At 71.7% G+C, this 17,796-nt stretch carries 8 protein-coding genes; 7 read left to right on the top strand and 1 reads right to left on the bottom strand.

The window, feature by feature from the left end; genetic code table 11:
• The first annotated feature begins 322 nt into the window (after nt 1–322).
• The 7 genes from D7231_RS33640 (at nt 323) to D7231_RS33610 (ending at nt 17,242) form a co-directional block, all read left to right on the top strand.
• Nucleotides 323–2,767 (top strand): metallophosphoesterase family protein, encoded by a 2,445-nt coding sequence (locus D7231_RS33640; RefSeq protein ID WP_120759991.1) that lies wholly within the window; start codon nt 323–325, stop codon nt 2,765–2,767.
• Nucleotides 2,767–6,165 carry a DUF6603 domain-containing protein gene (locus D7231_RS36695; protein ID WP_158673873.1) on the top strand — a complete coding sequence of 1,133 codons (3,399 nt, stop codon included), beginning with the start codon at nt 2,767–2,769 and terminating at the stop codon, nt 6,163–6,165. Before D7231_RS33640 ends, D7231_RS36695 begins: the two co-directional genes overlap by 1 nt.
• The gene (locus tag D7231_RS33630) at nt 6,162–9,587 is read left to right on the top strand and encodes a hypothetical protein (protein WP_147449847.1); all 3,426 of its coding nucleotides are present in this window, start codon (nt 6,162–6,164) and stop codon (nt 9,585–9,587) included. The genes D7231_RS36695 and D7231_RS33630 overlap by 4 nt, the downstream gene beginning before the upstream one ends.
• Before the next feature lies 1 nt (nt 9,588).
• Nucleotides 9,589–14,244, top strand: coding sequence for a hypothetical protein (locus D7231_RS33625; RefSeq protein WP_120759987.1), 4,656 nt, complete (start codon nt 9,589–9,591; stop codon nt 14,242–14,244).
• Nucleotides 14,245–14,248: 4 nt separating this feature from the next.
• Nucleotides 14,249–16,090 carry a hypothetical protein gene (locus tag D7231_RS33620; RefSeq protein ID WP_120759985.1) on the top strand — a complete coding sequence of 614 codons (1,842 nt, stop codon included), beginning with the start codon at nt 14,249–14,251 and terminating at the stop codon, nt 16,088–16,090.
• 187 nt (nt 16,091–16,277) lie between these two features.
• Entirely contained in the window at nt 16,278–16,532 is a 255-nt protein-coding gene (locus D7231_RS33615) for a hexameric tyrosine-coordinated heme protein (RefSeq protein ID WP_228774812.1), read from the top strand.
• A gap of 380 nt (nt 16,533–16,912) precedes the next feature.
• Nucleotides 16,913–17,242, top strand: coding sequence for a hypothetical protein (locus D7231_RS33610; protein ID WP_228774811.1), 330 nt, complete (start codon nt 16,913–16,915; stop codon nt 17,240–17,242).
• A gap of 86 nt (nt 17,243–17,328) precedes the next feature.
• Here the strand turns inward: D7231_RS33610 and D7231_RS33605 are convergent, their stop codons facing one another.
• The gene (locus D7231_RS33605; RefSeq protein WP_120759978.1) at nt 17,329–17,565 is read right to left on the bottom strand and encodes a hypothetical protein; all 237 of its coding nucleotides are present in this window, start codon (nt 17,563–17,565) and stop codon (nt 17,329–17,331) included.
• Nucleotides 17,566–17,796 lie beyond the last annotated feature (231 nt).

Below are 17,796 nucleotides of genomic sequence, written 5' to 3'. Positions count from 1 at the left end.
GCCGGGTCGCGCCGCGGCCACCGGCACGGGCGAGGCGCCGGCACGGGCGAGGCGAGGCTGTTCTGCGAGGCAGCCGGCGAAGCGGGTCCTCCGTCCCAGCCCGGCAGTAGCCGGTGGCCGCACCACGGGCCACGACCAGCAGAACTCCCCGGCTCCCCACCACCGCGACCGCGAGGCCACGGCCGCTCCCGTACCGCCTGAGAGACACAAGCAGTAGCTGCCTCTCCATAGGCCGAAGGAGCGACTTTCCACCTCCCTTCGCTATGCCTCAGGCGAAGGCGGGGAGCGTTTTCCGAGGACCGGGGACGGATGTGGAGGGCGTATGGGCAGTCTGCCGCTCGTCCTCGCCGGCCCGGTCCTCCGTCGGGTCGACGCCCGTCATGTCTGTGTGTGGATCGCCCTGAGCCGGCCGGGTGACGTCACGGTCACCGTCTTCCGGGGCAGGGAGACATCGACCGGGGACGGCACGTCGGCGGGCGCGACTGTGGGCACGCAGCAGCGGCACACCCGGAAATGCGGAGCCAGTCTGCACGTGGCCGTGGTGGACGTCGAAGTGGTGGGGCTGCCGCCACTGACCAGGCACTGTTACGACGTGGTCGTCAGCGCGGGCGGGCAGTCGAAGGGGCTCAAGGCGCTCGGTCTGCTCGCCGACGGCAGCGGTGTGCCGAAGGCGCTCGCGCTCGGCTACGCCGACGGCATGCTGCCCAGCTTCGTGACGCCCGCATCCCGTATCGAGGACGTCCGCCTCGCGCACGCGTCGTGCCGCAAGTCCAACGGGCCCGGCCCGGACGCCCTGGCGTGGCTGGACGACAGGATCCAGGCGGGCCTGACCGACCTCGGCAAGGCCCCGCAGCAGCTCTTCCTCACCGGCGACCAGATCTACGCCGACGACGTCGGAGGCGTGCTGCTGCCGATGCTCGCCGAGCTCGGCAAGGATCTGGTCGGCACCGAGCAACTACCGGTGGGCGGGGCGAACCTGGACGCCACCCACGAGCGGTTCCCGGCGCTGCGGCGGCAGGACACGGTCCGCACCCTGGGCCGGCTGAGCACGACCGACGGCCACAACCACCTCCTCACGTACGGCGAGTTCGCGGCCATGTACTGCGCGGCGTTCAGCCCCTCGGCATGGCGGGCGCTGAAGGCACCGGGCGACCTCTTCCAGCCACCTCCCTCCGACGCCGCGCTCACACATGTGACCGACTGGGAATCGGTCTACGACGGTGACACGAGTTTGTGGAAGAGCCGTCCGGACAAGGCCGGGCACACCCGGCTGGACGCCGTCACCGAAGAGGCCCGCCGGGTGGAGGCGTGGCGCGATGCGGTGCCGAAGGTGGCCCGGGCACTGGCCAACGTGCCGACGTACATGATCTTCGACGACCACGAGATCACCGACGACTGGAACATCTCCCAGCGCTGGCGCGACCGCGTGATCTCGGCGCCTTTCGGGCGGGCCGTCGTGCGGAACGGCCTGCTGGCTTACACGGTGTTCCAGGGCTGGGGCAACGACCCGGCGCGGTTCCGGCACGACGGCAGCGTCACCGAAGACCAGAAGGATCCCGACGAGAAACTCCTGGACGCGCTGGCCGACTTCGCCGACGGAATCGGTGCGCAATCCTCGGCCACCCTGGACCGGATCGACACTCTCCTGGGCATCGACGAGCCGGTGACCGTCCCGAAGATGCGTTTCGACTACGAGGTGCCCGGGCCGCAGTACACCGTGCGCGTTCTCGACACCCGAACGCGGCGAACGTACCGGGCTCCGGGAAACACACCGGCGAGGCTGCTCGGCCTCAGCATGGACGACCAACTGCCGCCGGGGACCGGCCAGTGGGAGCTGCTGGTGGTGGTCTCGGCGGCGCCCGTGCTCTTCCCCCGGCTGTTCGAGTCGGTGGCGCAGCCGGTCGGCGCGCTCGTCTTCGACCTCAAGGCGCACATGTCCGGCCGCGAGGAGAAGACCGAGCCCGGCAAGGTCACGGGGCTGGCCGGCAGCGAAAGCCTGGACATCGAGGGCTGGCGCGCCGACGAGGAGCACCACGAGCAACTGCTGCGGCGGCTCGGCACCCATCGCCGTGTCGTGGTCCTGTCGGGAGACGTGCACTTCGCCGGCACGTTGACCCTGGACTTCTGGGGTACGGACGACACGACTCTCGGCTCGCGCATCGTCCAGTGCACCTCGTCCGCCGCGCGCAACCAGCCGGACGAGGACATGCGCGGCCTGTTGCGCACGCTTCGCGCCGGGCAGCAGTTGCTCCGAGGCGTCCCGTGTGAGCGCATCGCCTGGGAGGGTGACCACGGCGTCGTCCTTCCGCCGGGAGCCGCGATCCGGCCCGCACGGCGGGCCCGGCTGCACCGGAAGCCCTCGATCCTGCCGGCCCGCGGCTGGCCGGCCGGCACCACGGTCGGCAAGCCGCCGGACTGGCGCTGGCGCGTGCAGGTGAACCGGGACGAGCGGCCGAAGGCCGCGCTGCCCGCGGGAGCGCCCGAAGTCCCGGTCGTGAGCTGGAACGCCGGTGACCGACTGTCGTCGTACGCCGACATCGCGGGCAAACACCAGCAGGTGACCCGCGATCCCAAGGATCCGGTGCGGCTCATGGTCTTCCGCAACAACATCGGGCTGGTGTCCTTCGCCACCGATGGTTCGGACTACCGCGTCGCGCACACGCTTCTGTCCAGCGCGGATGACCGGACGGGTGCGGGTTTCACCGAGCACGGCGTCCAGTTCGCCCCGTCACCGGCTCCCGCCGCTCCCGTGCTGAGGTCCGGCTGATGGCCGAGCAGGGCATGCGCAACGCGTACCAGAAGGTCACCGCCTTCTTCACCGACTTCGCCGCGTGGCTCGGGGAGACCTTCGCGGACTCCGCCATCGCCCAGGAGATCCGGGACGACCTCGGGCTGAACACGGACAACCCCGCGACCCCTCCGGCCCTTGACCCGGCGGTGCGGCAGAAGATCGACGATTTCCTCGCCAAGGAGAAGGTCGACGCGAGCGCTCTCCTCGCCACCCTGCCGCAGATCAAGACGCTGGTGGACACGATCCACACGTTCGCCGATGCGGTGAAGTCGGACGGCGTCGACGCGTGGGACGTCTTCTGGCTGCTGTTCAAGGTGTGGGTCGCCGACTCGCTGAGGGTGCGCAACCCGAGTGCCTACGCGCTGTGCTCGCTCGTCGGTCTGATCGCCGGGGACGACGAGTTGCTTCCGCAGGCCGACCCGGCGCCGGCCACACGGTTGCTCAAGGGTGAGGTGACCGGCGCCGACGCGAACGCACTGATCGACAGGATCTCAGCCCTGAGCGGCGCGCTGGTGGTGGCGCTCGACCGGCTCTGCGCCCCGGTCGGCGGCACGATCGACGCGATGTACGGCTGGGATCCGGAGCCGGGCTCGGACGCGGACGCCTCGGTCGCGGCCTCCCGCGCGCTCAGCGTGGTGTTCAAGACCGGCGATGTCGTCAACCCCGTGCTGACGGTCATCCCGGTCTCCAGGGCCGACGGCGGTCCCGGCCTGTTGATCAGCATGGGCGCGCACGTGCACATCGAGCACGACGCGGGCGGCTCGGCCGTTTACACCACCGACATCGGTGCCCAGGGCGCCTTCTCGTTCTTCTTCCGGTTCTCCGAGGACGATCCCGGCTTCCGGGCCTTCGGTCCGGGGACGCCGTCCCTCGAGATCGGTGTGAAACCCAAGACCGCCACAGCCACGGCGCCGGCTTCGGCACCGGCCGGTGCGGCAGCGCCGCGGCTCGTCCTCGGCACCAGCGACGCCACTCGCCTGGAGATCGCAGACTTCTCGTACGCTTTCGAGCTCGGCGCGCAGAGCGCCGGGTTCAAGGCTCACCTGCACAAGGGCAAGCTCGTCATCTCGCTCGGCGACGGGGACGGCTTCCTGTCCAAACTGCCCGGTCACAGCGTCGAGGTGCCTTTCGAGCTGGGTCTGCTCGCCGACACCGCGCACGGCATCCGCTTCGACGGAGGCAGCGGGCTGAAGGTCGACCTGCCGGTGGCCGCCTCGCTGTTCGGCGTCTTCAGGGTGCAGTTCGTCGCTCTGGAGCTGAAACTCGCCGGCGTTCCCTCCGCCGAGATCCGCGGCGGCTTCTCCCTCAAGCTGGGGCCGTTCCAGGCATCGGTCGACCAGATCGGCACCGCTCTCGACCTCGGCGCCGTGGCCGAGGGCGCCGACGACATCGGTGGGCTGGTGAAGTTCCTGCCGCCCAGGGGCATCGGGCTCGCGCTCGACTTGGGGCCGGTCAAGGGCGGCGGCTACCTCGCCATCGACGCGGAGAAGGGCGAATACGCCGGGGCCCTGGAGCTGAAGGTCTTCGTCCTCAGCATCAAGGCGATCGCGCTGATCTCGACCAGACGGCCGGACGGCTCGGACGGCTGGTCACTGCTGATCTTCCTGTTCTGCCAGTTCAAGGTGCACATCGCGTTCGGCATCTTCCTGACGGGCCTCGGCGGCATGATCGGCCTGCACCACCGCGCCGATCTCGACGCCCTCAGCGCGGGCATGAGGACCGGGGCGCTGGATGACGTCCTGTTCCCCGAGAATCCGGTCGCCGACGCCCAGCGGATCGTCAACCGGTACAAGCAGCTCTTCCCGGTGGAGTCCGACAGCCTGCTGGTCGGTCCGATGCTGGAGATGTCATTCTCCGAGCCGCCGATCGTCTACGTCCGGATGGGTCTGGTCTTCGAGGTCCGCAACGCCCTGGGCGACGACAGGCCGGCCGAGCTCACCAAGGTGATCCTGCTCGGTCAGCTGCTGGTCCAGCTGCCGCCGAAGGAGCTCGGCGTGCCGGCCGTGCTCAAGCTGCTCGTCGATGTCGTCGGCTTCTACGACGCCCCCGAGCAGTTCCTTCTGATCAGGGCGCGGCTGCGGGACTCCTTCGTGGGCGTCGAGGGCTTCGTCAAGCTCAACCTCACCGGCGAGCTCCTGCTCGCCGCGCGCTTCGGTGACGACCCGTCGTTCGTCCTCTCGGCCGGTGGCTTCCATCCGGCGTTCAAGGACGTGCCGCGCGGCGTGCCCGCGAACCTCGAACGCATGGCGGTCTCGTTCGGGCTGGGCCCGATCAAGATGCGCGGTGAGAACTACTTCGCGGTGACCAGCAACACCGTGCAGGCCGGCTCCAGGATCGAAGTGTCGGCCGACATCGACGTGGCCGCGATCAAAGGCCATCTCTCCTTCGATGCCCTGCTGTACCTGGAGCCGACGTTCCACTTCCTCGTGCAGCTGGAGTTCCAGGTGCAGTTGGAGGCGCTCGGCGAGAGCTTCTGCTCCGTCACCGTCCGGATGTCACTGAAGGGCCCGGGCGAGTGGCAGGCCAAGGGCTCCTTCAGCTTCTCGATCCTGTGGTGGGACATCGACATCGGATTCGACGAGAAGTGGGGCACGGACCCCGCCGTCGAGAACACCACCACCAGCGCCGCGGCAATCGTCCGGCAGGAGCTGGGCACCCCGTCCCGGCTGATGCCCGGTCCCCCCATCGGCGGCAACGGGCTGGTCACCCTCGCCCAGCCACCCGCAGGAGCGACTCCGGCCCACCCGCAGGGGCAGGTCACCCTCGCCCAGAAGGCGGTACCGCTCGACGTGCGGATCGACCGGATCGGCACGAAGTCCCTCACCGAGGGCACTCCGAAGTTCACCATCGACACTGTCACCGTCAGCGGCCGGCAGGACACCACCCACGAGACGGTCACCGACCACTTCGCACGCGGTCAGTTCATGGAGCTGACCGAGCAGCAGAAGCTCGAAGGCCGCTCCTTCGAAACGTTCACCAGCGGCGTACGGATCGGGTCGGCCGACTACGCCGTGGAAGGCGTCGGCACGACCGTACGCGCGGACTACGAGGTGAAGATCATCGAGCCGGAGCCGGTGCTCAACCTGTACTGGAAGGTGATCGCGGCGTCCCGGGAGACCCTGCCCGCCGACATGGCGATGGCGCTCGCGGCGTACGGCGCGGCAGCCGGCTCGGCCCGCGCCACGGCCACCGCGCTGCGGTCCGGCATCGGCGCGGCGGCCCTGAGCGAGCCGCCCCTGGCAGTCGTGGACCCCGGCTCGCTGCGGGAGACCGTGACGGTGACGAACGGACCGGCGTCGTCCGAGGCGATCGCCTCCGAGGCGGCGGCGCTGAGCGGCGGGCTCGTGGTCGAGGCGTACGAGGCCGTGCGATGAGCGACGCGGTGTACCGCTTCCTGCCCTGGTCGCGCCGTGGCCTGGCCGCGGCCGTCCCCGGGACCGCCGACGGGGCGCCGGTCCCCGCCAGGCCCGAGGTGGCCATCGACGTCGTCGTGGGCGGCGCGGGAACCGTCTCCACCGGCACGACGCTGTACGGCCCCGGTGACGTGATCGGACTCGACCCCACCGTCATCGTGCGGACCGTCCCTCGCGCGAGCGCCACCAACGTCGAGCCGAACTACCTCGTGGCCGTCGACTTCGACCAGCCGGAACTGCCCTGGGCATTCACCCCGACCGGGGTGCCCGCGTCCGGACGGCTGAGGCCGTGGCTCGTGCTGGTCGTGGTGCGCGACCGCCCGGGAGTCGCGCTCACCGTGCCCGGCGGCGCGGCGCTGCCGCACCTGACGATCGATTCGGGAGCCGCCGGGGAGCTCCCCGACCTCGCGGACTCGTGGGCCTGGGCACATGCCCAACTGCTCGACTCCGACGCCGGGACGACGCCGCAGGCCGTCGGCGCGGCGCTGGCCGACCACCCCGACCGCAACGTCTCGCGCCTGGTGTGCCCGCGCCGCCTCGAACCGGACACGCGATGGATCGCCTGCCTGGTGCCGGCCTTCGACACCGGCGTCGCCCGCGGCCTGGGAGGCGAATCGCAGGCGAGCGAGGCGAAACCGGCCTGGACTTCGCCGGACGCCATTACGCTCCCGGTCTATTACCACTGGCGGTTCCAGACCGGGCCCCAGGGCGACTTCGAAGCACTGGCGCGCCGGCTCGCACCCTACGAGGCGGGTGCCCGCATCGGCCGCGTGCCGATGCACATCGGCGACGCCTCCCCGTTCGTCCGTCTTCCCACCGGCGACCCGGCGAGGTTCCTCGACATGGACGGGGCGCTGCGGGCGCCGGCGCTCGCCCGGTCAGCCGCAGCGCCCCCGGTGCCGGAGCCCTCCCTCAGCGAGGTCCCCCACGCGGTGCGCTCCGGCCTCGCCGACGTCACGCGCGTGCTCGCCGACGCCGCCGACGGCGCCCTCGACGGGCAGGCTCCGGAGAGCGGTTCCGCCCTGGGACCGCCTGTGTACGCAGGTGCGCACATCCGGCGCACGCGGGTCGGCGACACCGACGCCACCTGGTTCCGTGAGCTCAACACCGACCCGCGCTGCCGGGTCGCCGCCGGGCTGGGCGCCGAGGTGATGCGCACGTACCAGGACGACGTGGTGGAGGCGTGCTGGCAGCAGGTCGGTGACGTCCTCGCGGTCGAGGCCGCTCTGTCGCGGGCACGGCTCAGTCTGGAGGCCGGCCTGCGCTTCCGGCTGCGGCACCTCGACCCGCTGCCCGAAGGCAGGTTGTTGCAGCTGACCGCGCCGCTGGCCGACCGCGCGCTGCTGGACGGCAGGACGCTGCCGTCGGCGATCGGGCCGACCTCGTTGCCGAGCGGCACCACGGACGCGGCGATGCGGCGCTACACGGCCGCCACCGGGCGCGTACTGGCCGGAGTGCGGCGCCGCGCCGCCCGGCCCGCGGTCGCGGTGGCCGCGCGCCGGGCCGGTCAGCAACTGGTGTCGACGCTGGCCCAGGGACGCGCGGATGTGGACCCGACCCGGTTCCCCGTGCTCGCGGTCGACGGGCTTGAGGACCGGATGCCTCCGGCCGCCGAGGACGGCACCGTGGCGCTGGGCACCCTCGGGGTCGGGCTGACCCTGGACCAGGCGACCGCGGCGACCCTGGCTCAGGCCTCGCAGGAGCTGCGGACATCGCCCGTGCTGCCGGCACACGAGATGATGCGGCCGCGGGCCGACCTGTACTCCACCGGTCTGCTGACGGACGCCCACCTCCGGGCGGCGCGTGAGGCGGCTGCCGAAACGCTCGCGGCCAAGGCGGCCGCGCTCGGCCCCGGCGGGCACCTCACGGTCACCGACGTGCTCTCCTCCTCGTCGTCGCTCGTCGTCGATGCCGTGACGACATCCGCTGCCCAAGTCCCGGGGGACGTGGGATTCCTCATCGAGACCGGGTCGTCCTGGGCCGTACGCCCGCTCGGCCTGAGCGGCGGCAACGGGATCGTCGCCCTGACCCCGGCCGGCGTCGGCGACGTCCCCGTCGCGTACCTGGACAACCGGCTCCACGGCGACGCCCGCGAGGTGGGGGACATGGTGGGCCGGCTCCCCCACGGCACCCTCAAGCCGCCGGCCAGGGACCGGGCCGGCCGGCTCGTGGCCCCCGCCCCGGTCGAGCTGCGGCCGGGCGCGAGCGTGGGAGACGTGCTCGCCGGACCGGTGGGCGCGGGCGCGACGACCCCCGTCACGGGGCCGGCGGGCACCGCCGGCACGATGACGATGCCGCCGCTGGTCAAGGACACCGCCTCCCTCGCACGCTACGAATCCGCCGTCACCGCTCTCGTCGAACGCACCGCGCTCGGCCAGGACCCCGTCGTACCGGCCCTGGTCCCCTTCGCCCTCCCGGCGGCGAGCGCGGCGATCCTGGACCGCGTCGCGCCCCTCACCGTCCATCCGGCCCGGCTGGACTCCATGATCCGCATGGCCGGCCACGGCTTGACGGCCGTGGCCGCCGACGCCTCTCTCGTCCCGGGCTGGCAGCTGCCGGCGAGCCTCGACCGGGTGATGGCCCACCCTCGCCTGGACCTGCCCGCGTACGCCTACCTCGCCGCCTACGATCGCACCCGCTTCTGCCCCGGGGTCGACGAGGTCCCGCCGGAGTCCGTCACCCTGCTGGAGACCAACCCCCGGTTCATCGCCGCGTTCATGGCCGGGCTCAACCACGAGACGAACCAGGAGCTGCTGTGGCGCGGCTATCCCACGGACGGTCGCGGCACACCGTGGCAGAAGTTCTGGAAGCGCACGGACAGCGGCCCCGACATCTTCGAGATCGCCACCTGGCGCATGCGCGGCAACCGCGACGACCTGCCGGCACAGACCTCCGACGCGCGCAGCAACCTGGTCCTGCTGCTGCGCGGCGACCTGATCCGCCGCTATCCGAACACCATGGTCGTCGCGGTCCGGGCGGTACGGCTCGCCGGCGGCGAGCAGCCCAGCGGCAACGCCGCCGACCTGCGCGTCCCGATGTTCGCGGGACAGTTCGACCCGGACGTGTCGTTCTTCGGCTTCCCACTGGTCAGCAACGATCTGACCGCCGGTGACGGCTGGTTCTTCGGGCTGATGGAACCGGTGACCGAGCCACGCTTCGGCTTCGACGAGACCGTGGGGCGCACCACGGCCGCCCCGGCCGCCTGGAACGACGTCGCCTGGCCGGACCTCCAGGTAGAGCCGGCCGGGATGCTGCCCGTCAGCCGGCTGACCGCTCTGGGCATCGGCCCGCCGGTGGATCAGGCCGACGCCGTCGCCGCGGCGCTGTTCCAGCGGCCGTTCAAACTGCTCGTCCACGCCCGCCACCTCGTGAAGGGACTCTGACGTGCCCGAGGCGGACCCCGCCGGGGACCTCCGGAAGATCGGCCGTACGAGGAACGCGCTGGCCGGCCTCGACCGCAAACTCGCGCGCTTGCGCATCGACCGGGCCCGGCTGACGGCCAGGCAGGACACCTTCCTCGGCACAGGCGACATCACCCGTGCCGAGGAGGTGGCGCGCCGCATCGAGGGCCTCGACGCGGACATCCGGGCCGGGCGCGGAGCGCGCGACGGCCTGGTGGACGACATCGCGGGCCTCTCCGACGGGCTGCTCGCCCAGTTCGCCCCCGAAGTCCTCGTGACCACGCTCGACGGGCGGCTCCCGGTGGCCATGCTCCCGGTGCGGATCGAGACCCGCTTCGACTCCGCGACCAGACTCCAGGTGCGCGTCTTCCCCGACCAGGTGCACATCGACGCGCACGACCCGGCGCTCACCGCCGACGAGGCCGAGGGAGCCCGCTGGTACTGGAACGAGCGCTGGCGTGCCGGCCTGGAGGACGCTGCGGCGGCGAAGGCCGCCTGGCAGGGCCTCACCTCGCGGTTCCGCCCCGGCCGCGCGGCCTACCTCGTCAAGGCGATGACACCGGCGAACACACCGCACGAGGGTGACCCCGCGTTTCCTGACGTGCCGTCGCGGGCGGCGACGTGGAGCCGGGCTCCGATGGCCACCGCGCTGCCGGACCGGTTCTGCGTCGTGGGCCTCGGCAACGAGGACGGCCAGTGGGTCGAGCGGTTCCGCACCTGGGGCAACCACGTGCCCGACCGTCTCGCCGTCGGCCTCTCGCCGCAAGAGGCGCAACCCGCTGCCCAGGAAGGAGGGATTCCGGTTGACGAGGGCACCCGCTGGCTGCGAGAGCCCTCACGCGCCAAGGACCTGGGAACGCTGATCGAGATCGAGGACCCCTCCCTGGCCCAGGGCGTCGAACGGCTCGTCGTCCTGGGCGTCAACTGGACCCAGCCGCCCGACAAGGCGGCGGAAGCGCTGTCCGCGCTGTTCGAGGCCCAGAAGTACGCCGGCCACCTGGGCTTCGTCGCCCAAGGAACCCCGACCAACAACACCACGCGGAACCGGTCCGGCTATACGGGCGACGCCGGCGCGGAAGCCGCCGCACTCGACCCGGCGACCCCCACCCCGGCCGGCGACGCATGGAGCGCCGGCCCGCGGCTCGCCCGGGCACTCGGCATCGAACCGGCGGTGCTGACCGGCCTGCCCGGCGCCGGCCTGCGCGAGCACGCCTGGGCGTCAGCGCTGACCGACGCACTGTGGCGCGGGACCGCCGGCCACTACCTGACCGACATGCTCGACCCCCTCGCCAAGGACCCGCGCACCGACAGCAGCCTGCGGGAGTTCGCCGGCAGCCACGTGTTCGCCTCGGGGCCGCTGCCCACGCTGCGCGCCGGCGCTCAGCCGTACGGTGTGCTGCCCGTGGTGGCGCCCCGGCACTTCGAGCCCAGTGACAGCGACCGGGGCGACGGGCTGGTGCACCGCGTGGCCGGCCTGATGCGGGGCATCGTGGCGCCGGCGGTCGCGAACGTCCCCCACCTGCGGCGTGCCGGTGAGGACCAGGACGTCGACGCGGTACTGCTGGCGCTGCTCCAGCGCACACCGGTTCCGTGGACGTTCCGCTTCCGTACCGTCACCGGGCCCGTCCAGCGCAAGAACCTGAGTGCGCGCTGGGATCTCATCAATGCCTGGCAGCGTTCGTGGACATCCGCCGTGTGGGCCGGCCTCGAAGTGTCCGGGAACGCGAAGCTGACCGAACTGACGCTCGGCAAGGACTACCCTCTCCCGGTGCCGCTCGTCCTCAAGCCCGGTGAGGCACAACCGACGGGTTATCTGACCGAGATCGCGGACCTCACCAAGGACGTCGACGGCCGGATGGCGCTGAACCTGCGGGAGGACTCCGTCACCCTGCTGGAAGCCCTCTGCGCCTACGGTGCCGTCCTGGAGCTGGACCGGTGCGCGCTGCGGTCCGCTCGCGACCGTCTGGCAATGGCGTCCGACGTACTGGAGACGTTGCCGGCACTGAGCGGACTCGCGGTGCCGACCCCGGAGACGGTACGGATCGAGCCCGAGCCGTCGGTGCCCGCTCCGGCGCTGGACTTCCGGACAGGGCGGCAACTCGCCGACACCGTCGTGCCCCAAGTCTCGACCCGCCCCCTCGGCGAGTTCGTCACCTCCGAATTCGCCGGCAAGGCCGTCGACCTCGCCGGACTGCTGAACACTCCCACCGATCCGTTCTACTGGCTCGGCCGCCATCAAACGGCGCTCAGAACGCTGGCCGAGGCCCCGCCCGAACAGCTCGAGTGGGCGTTCCGAGGCCACCTCGACCTGTTCTCGACGCGCCTGGACGCCTGGCTCACCGGGCTCGCCACCAGCAGGCTGGCCGAGCACCGCGCCTCCACCCCCTCCGGCATCCACCTGGGCTGCTGGGGGATGGTGGAGGACCTCCGCCACGACACCGCGGCCGAGAGTCTCGGCTTCGTGCACACACCCTCGCTCGCGCAGGCCGTCAGCACGGCCCTCCTCCGCAACGGTCGGCTGGCCAACCGGGGCGACGACGGAGCGGTGTTCGACCTACAGGTGACCTCCGAACGGGTACGCCGGGGGCGGTGGCTCCTGCAAGGCGTGGCACACGGTCAGCGCCTCGCCGCACTGCTCGGCTACCGGATCGAGCGCAGGCTCCGCGAGGCCGGGCTGACCATGATGCGCTACCAGATGCCGCTGCGGCGCACGGCTCCTCTCCGCGGACCGGACGTCACCCCCGCTGAGCCGGTCGAAGTCCTCGCGGCCCGGGACGTCGTCGACGGAGTGACCCTGCTCGACCGCTGGCGCCAAGGCCCTGACGCAGTGCTCGACGACATCGCCCGGCAGGCCGGAGCGGCCTCTTCCGCCTCGCTGCCGGCCGATGACTCCGCGCAGCTCCGCAAAGTGATCGATGACGTGTACGGCGACTACGACGCGGTCAGTGACCTGCTCGTGGCCGAGAGCGTGCACCAGGCCGCCCTCGGCAACCTCGACCGGTCCGGCGCCGCGCTCTCGGCACACGACCGGCACGACCGTGCGCCCGGCCTCGACTACATCGCATCCCCGCAGTCCGGTCACACCGTCGCGCACCGCGTCGCCGTGATCCTCCAGGACACTGCGCTCGGCAAGGGGTGGCCGCGTGACGCGCGGGGCGCCGCAGAGCCGATGCTCGACGCATGGATCGCCCAGGTGCTCGGCGATCCCTCGCAGTGGCTGTTCGACGCGCGGCTCAAAGCCCCCGACGGCACGGAGACGGCGCTCGCCCCGGTGTCGCTCGCCGACCTCGGCATCGGCCCGCTGTCGGTGGCACTGGCCGCGCAGAAGCCGGGCGAGGGGCGGCCCAGCGAGTTGCAGCAGCGCATCGGCCTCGCCTTCGCCGCCCAGACCGCCGCCGGCCCGTCCATGGAACTCGAGCTCCTCGCGGACCCGCCCTCCGCGGCCGCGACGGGCGGTCTCGCCCTCCTCACCACTCTGGGAGCATGGGTCGCGAAGGTCGCTGCCGCACCTCCCCTCACCGCCGGCGACTTCGTCTCCGGCGCCGACGCACGAGGCGGTGCGGCCGCGCCGGGCTCGATCGACACCGCCGAGCTGACCGCCCGGGCAGCGGACGCCCGCGCCCGCCTCGGCGCCGCGGTCGGCGCGCTCGGCACCGCGGCCGACAACAAGCGGCGGCACCGGGCACTGCTCGGCGCCGTTCCCTTCGACGGCCCCGATGCACTGCCCCGCGTGCCGGCCGGCCATCCGGACGCGACCGCAGAACTCAGCGCCCAGGTGGACGAAGTCGCCACCCGGCTCGGCGCGCTCGCGCAGGCGGTCAGCGACGCCATGGACGGACAGACCGCCGGTGACGGCAGCGATGAGCGCATCGCCGCCCGGCAGACCGCGCTCCTGCGCTCCATGCTCGGCTCCGCTCAGCCGGTACTGCCCCGGTGGACGCTCACTGACCGCTCGGCCGTCGCCGCTTCGCTCACCGCGCGAGCCGACCTGCTCGGGGACGAACCGACCGCTCCGGCCGCGTGGCTCCAGCGCTCCGCACTCGTCCGCCCCGAGCTCGACGCCCTCGCCGGCCTGCTGCTGCACGCCGAGGCCGGCGGAAGCGACGTCGCCGGCCGGCTCCAGCTCGTACAGCTGCCGCACCGGCCGCGTGCCCGCTGGCTCGCCCTGCCCTTCGGCGACTCCGGCGCGCCACCGCACGGCTCGATCGGCGTGGTGGCCCACGCCTGGCAGCCGTTCAACCCCGCTCGCCCCTTCGCAGGCCTCGTGGTGGACGGATGGACGGAGACGATCCCGGCCGACACCGAGACCACTGCCGTGACCTTCCACTACGACGCGCCCGGAGCCCGGGCACCCCAGGCGTTGCTGCTGGCCGTACACCCCGCCCGCGCCCCGGAGAAGTGGAGTTTCGAGCTGCTGCTCGACACGGTCAACGAGGCAGCGGACCTCGCCCGGCTGCGGACACTGTCCTCGAAGGAACTGGCACCCATGGGCTCCTTCCTGCCCGCGCTGTATCTGCCCGACGACTACACCAGGGACGTGCCGTCCGTGTCACTGGACGACTTGAAGGAGAAGGCCAAGGTCATGGCCACGGCCGCCGGCTCGGACAGCCCGTACCCGAGCGTGCTCGGGAAGGGGTGACGACATGGCGCCGAACGATCGGCTGAAGCTCGGCGGCATCGAGGCCGGACTCAAGATCCAGCCGTCCATCGTGTCGTACTCCCGGCTCGAACCGATCAGTCTCACCAGCGGAGATCTGGACCCCGGCCTTGAGGTTCGCATCGGCGACCCGCTGTGGATGGTCGGCCGGCAGTGGCAGTTCGAGGAACTGCGCGGCGAGGACGGCGGTTCACCGGTCCTTGCCGAGATCGCCGCCGAGCGGGCTCCCGTCACCCGGTTCCACCCCGGCTCGCCGGCGGGTTCGGCGGACCCGGCGGCGACGTCCGTCGACGTTCCCGAAGCGGGCCTTCCCATCGAGGTGGCCGTCGAGGCCGAGGCACCCGTCGTCCAGCCGGAACGGGTGCGGGCGCAGACCGGGATGCACCTGCTCCGCCTCACGCGAGCGGCGGGCCTGCCGCCCGCGGTCCTCACCGCCGTGCAGGACGCGTTCCTGGCCGAGTGGAAGTTCGCGGGCGAGATCGACGCCGACACCGACCCGCTCGGCGCCGCGCGCCGCCGCATCACCGCCGGCCGGGTACCCGACGGCGCCGCGGCCGCGGCCGGCCTGGCCCCTCTGCGCGACCCCGGCGGAAAGCTGAGCAGCCTCCCGCCGTCCCTTCACAAGGCCACCGGCGGAGGGCAGGCCGCCGGCACGCTCCAGGACGTCCTCACCACCTGGCTCACATGGGCCGAACAGTACGTCGCCGCCCCCATCGGCACGTCATGGGACCCTTATCGGCTTGAGTACTCTTTCGCGCTACAGGCGGGTCTGCCCGGCCAGGACGTCGTCCTGCGGGCCGACGGACACCAAGGGGAGGCCCTCGACTGGTACTCCTTCGACGCCTCCGGTGCCCCCGGACTCGGAGCAGCGCCGACGGACACCCGGCTCCCACCGATCAACCAGCAGGTGATGCCGACGCCGGTGCGCTACCCGGGCATGCCGAGCGACCGGCTGTGGGCCTTCGAGGACGCCGAGGTCTACCTCGGCGCGGTGAAAGCCGGATCGACCGACCTGGCCCGGCTCGCCCTCGTCGAGTTCTCCCTCGTCTTCGGCAACGACTGGTTCCTGCTCCCCGTCACCATGCACTACGGCGAAGTAGCCGACGTGCAGAGCCTCAAAGTCGTCGACACGTTCGGCAAGGAAATCACCATCGGGCCCTCCCGTGACATCAGCCGCCCCGGCTGGACCGTCTTCCAGAACACTCCGGTCGACGACACGTCCGCCTTGGCCGACGTCTTCTTCCTGCCGGCCACGGTACGCCACGCCCTGCAAGGCCCGCCCCTGGAGGAAGTGGCGCTGTTCCGCGACGAAATGGCCAATCTGGTGTGGGGCGTCGAACGCGTCGTGCAGAGCCGGCCGAGCGGAGAGCCCGTCCGGCGTGGACTCACCGAATCCCGCTCCCTGCGCCAGCAGCTCCCCGGCGATCTCGATGACGCGGCCATCGTCTACCGGCTCATGACGCCCGTCCCCGAGCACTGGCTCCCGTTCGTGTCGGTCCCGGCCCGCGACCTCCCGGTGCAGCAGTTCGCCACCGAACTCGAACGCCGTCCGATGGTCCGTTTCCTCGACGACCACACGGTCGAGGTCGCGCATCCGCGTGGCGTGCTCCTCCGGGAGCGTCCGGACGGCGACGTGGCGGCAGACCGGCTGCGCATCGCCGAAGAGGAGGTACCGCGCGAAGGCGTCGTCATCACGCGGCGCTACCGGCTGGCCCGCAGCCCCGGCGGTGGCACCGTGCTGTGGATCGCCAGGTCCAAGCAGATCGGCCAGGGCGAGGGATCGTCCGGCTTCAAGTACGACACCGCCTTGCCACCGGGCGGGCTGTGATCGCGGCGCAACGCACGCTGTTCCGCCTGCCCAACGTCGATGGCTTGTCAGGCTGAACCGTGACCGAGGGGTCCGGGTCCGGCACCCGGTCGTGCCGCACCGCCGCTGTCACCCGAGCGGCCCGCCCCGCGTCAGGGGCCGTGTTGAACCGGGGCGGCGCCCGGCTACCCAGCCACACTGTGCGGTAATGAATCGAGTACCCGACGACGAGATGGTCCTGGTTCCCGGCGGTTCCCTGATGACCAGGACCCCGGAGGAAGGCCGTGCACTCGCACTCACGCTGGCCCGGCACACCATCCACAATATTCAGCCTGACCTGGACATCCTCAAGGGAGGCCGCCCCAACTACGCTTCCACCCCGGACAGCCTCATCGACGCCGCTCGGGTCGTCGCGATCGAGTTCCAGACCATCGCCGCCGCCAACGGCTACTGGCGCGGCTGAGTCCCGCGTCTGCGGTGGGGCCTGATGATGCGGTCAGTCATCCTTCACGGTAACGATTTCACGGTAACGATGAAGGACCGGTCCATGGGTGAGGCGATCGGCGGGCCATCAGCGTCACCCCAGTGCCACGCGCGCCCTGTCGGCAGGGCGCGCCGGCGGCGCGGATCCTGGACGGGGTAGCACGCGTCCAGCCGGGAGAACCCATGAAACATCAGGTCAACCGATGTGCCTTGGCCGCATTGGCCATCATGCTCGGCGGAGCCGGGCTGACCGGATGCTCATCGAACAAGCCCGCCGGCTCCCCCGCGTCCTCGGCCGCCTCCGCGGCCAGGTCAGGGGCATCTGCTGTAGCCTCCGCGGCCGGCAGTGCAGCAGCGTCCGTGGCCGCCTCCGCCGAAGCCGCTGCCGAAGCAGCCCTGGCGAACGTCAAGGGCGGCCTCAACGCCACGGCGGACGTCACTCTCGGCACCACCGCGACCGGTTCCAACGGCCGGGTCGAGGTCCCGGTGAACGTCACCAACCACGACGCGAAACCCAGGCACTACACCATCCTGATCGATTTCCGTGACCAGTCGGGCAACCTTCTCGACGCGATCGTCCTCGAGGTTCCCGAGACCGCCGCGGGCGCCACCTCCCACGCCACCGCCCGGAGCAACCGCGACCTGGCAGGTACGGTCACCGCCGAAGTCCGCCGCGCATTGCGGTACTGACGCCCACACCACAAGGGGCACCCTGCGCGGGGCCGCATCGTGCTGCCTGCTGCAACGCGAGGGCCCGCCCGAGGAGGGCGTCACCATCATCCCCCGTGGCTCCGTTGCTCAGGCTCTGCGCCGAGAGATAGCTTCGTCAGCCCCAGTACGAGGACGGCGAGGGCGGCCCCGTTCATCCCGACCAGAGTGATACCGACCAGGGTGAGGTACAGCAGGCCCAGCACTACCGCCAGGTTCGTCCTGCCGACCGGATCGAAGGCATACAGGGCAGCGGATCCGGCGAGCGTCGCCCCGAGACCGGTGCGCAGCAGCGTTCGGGCCATCAGCCGGCCGAGCGAGGAGGCTGGCGCGCACGGTCACCACCGCAGCGATCAGGCTCTGGCTCCGCTCATGAGCCCTGAGACCGCGTTTGAGATCTGACATGGGAAGATCGGCCGGTGACTCGACGCGTAAATCGTGACCGCTCTCTTGAGGAGCTTGAGCGAGACCGCTGGCCGGCCCCGTCGGGCGGCGAAACCCGGCTGATGGCGACCGTGCGTGAGCTTCGGCGCAAG

The sequence above is a fragment of the Streptomyces klenkii genome, assembly GCF_003626645.1.
Classification (GTDB): Bacteria; Actinomycetota; Actinomycetes; order Streptomycetales; family Streptomycetaceae; genus Streptomyces; species Streptomyces klenkii.
This window is presented reverse-complemented; position numbering and strand designations above follow the sequence as displayed.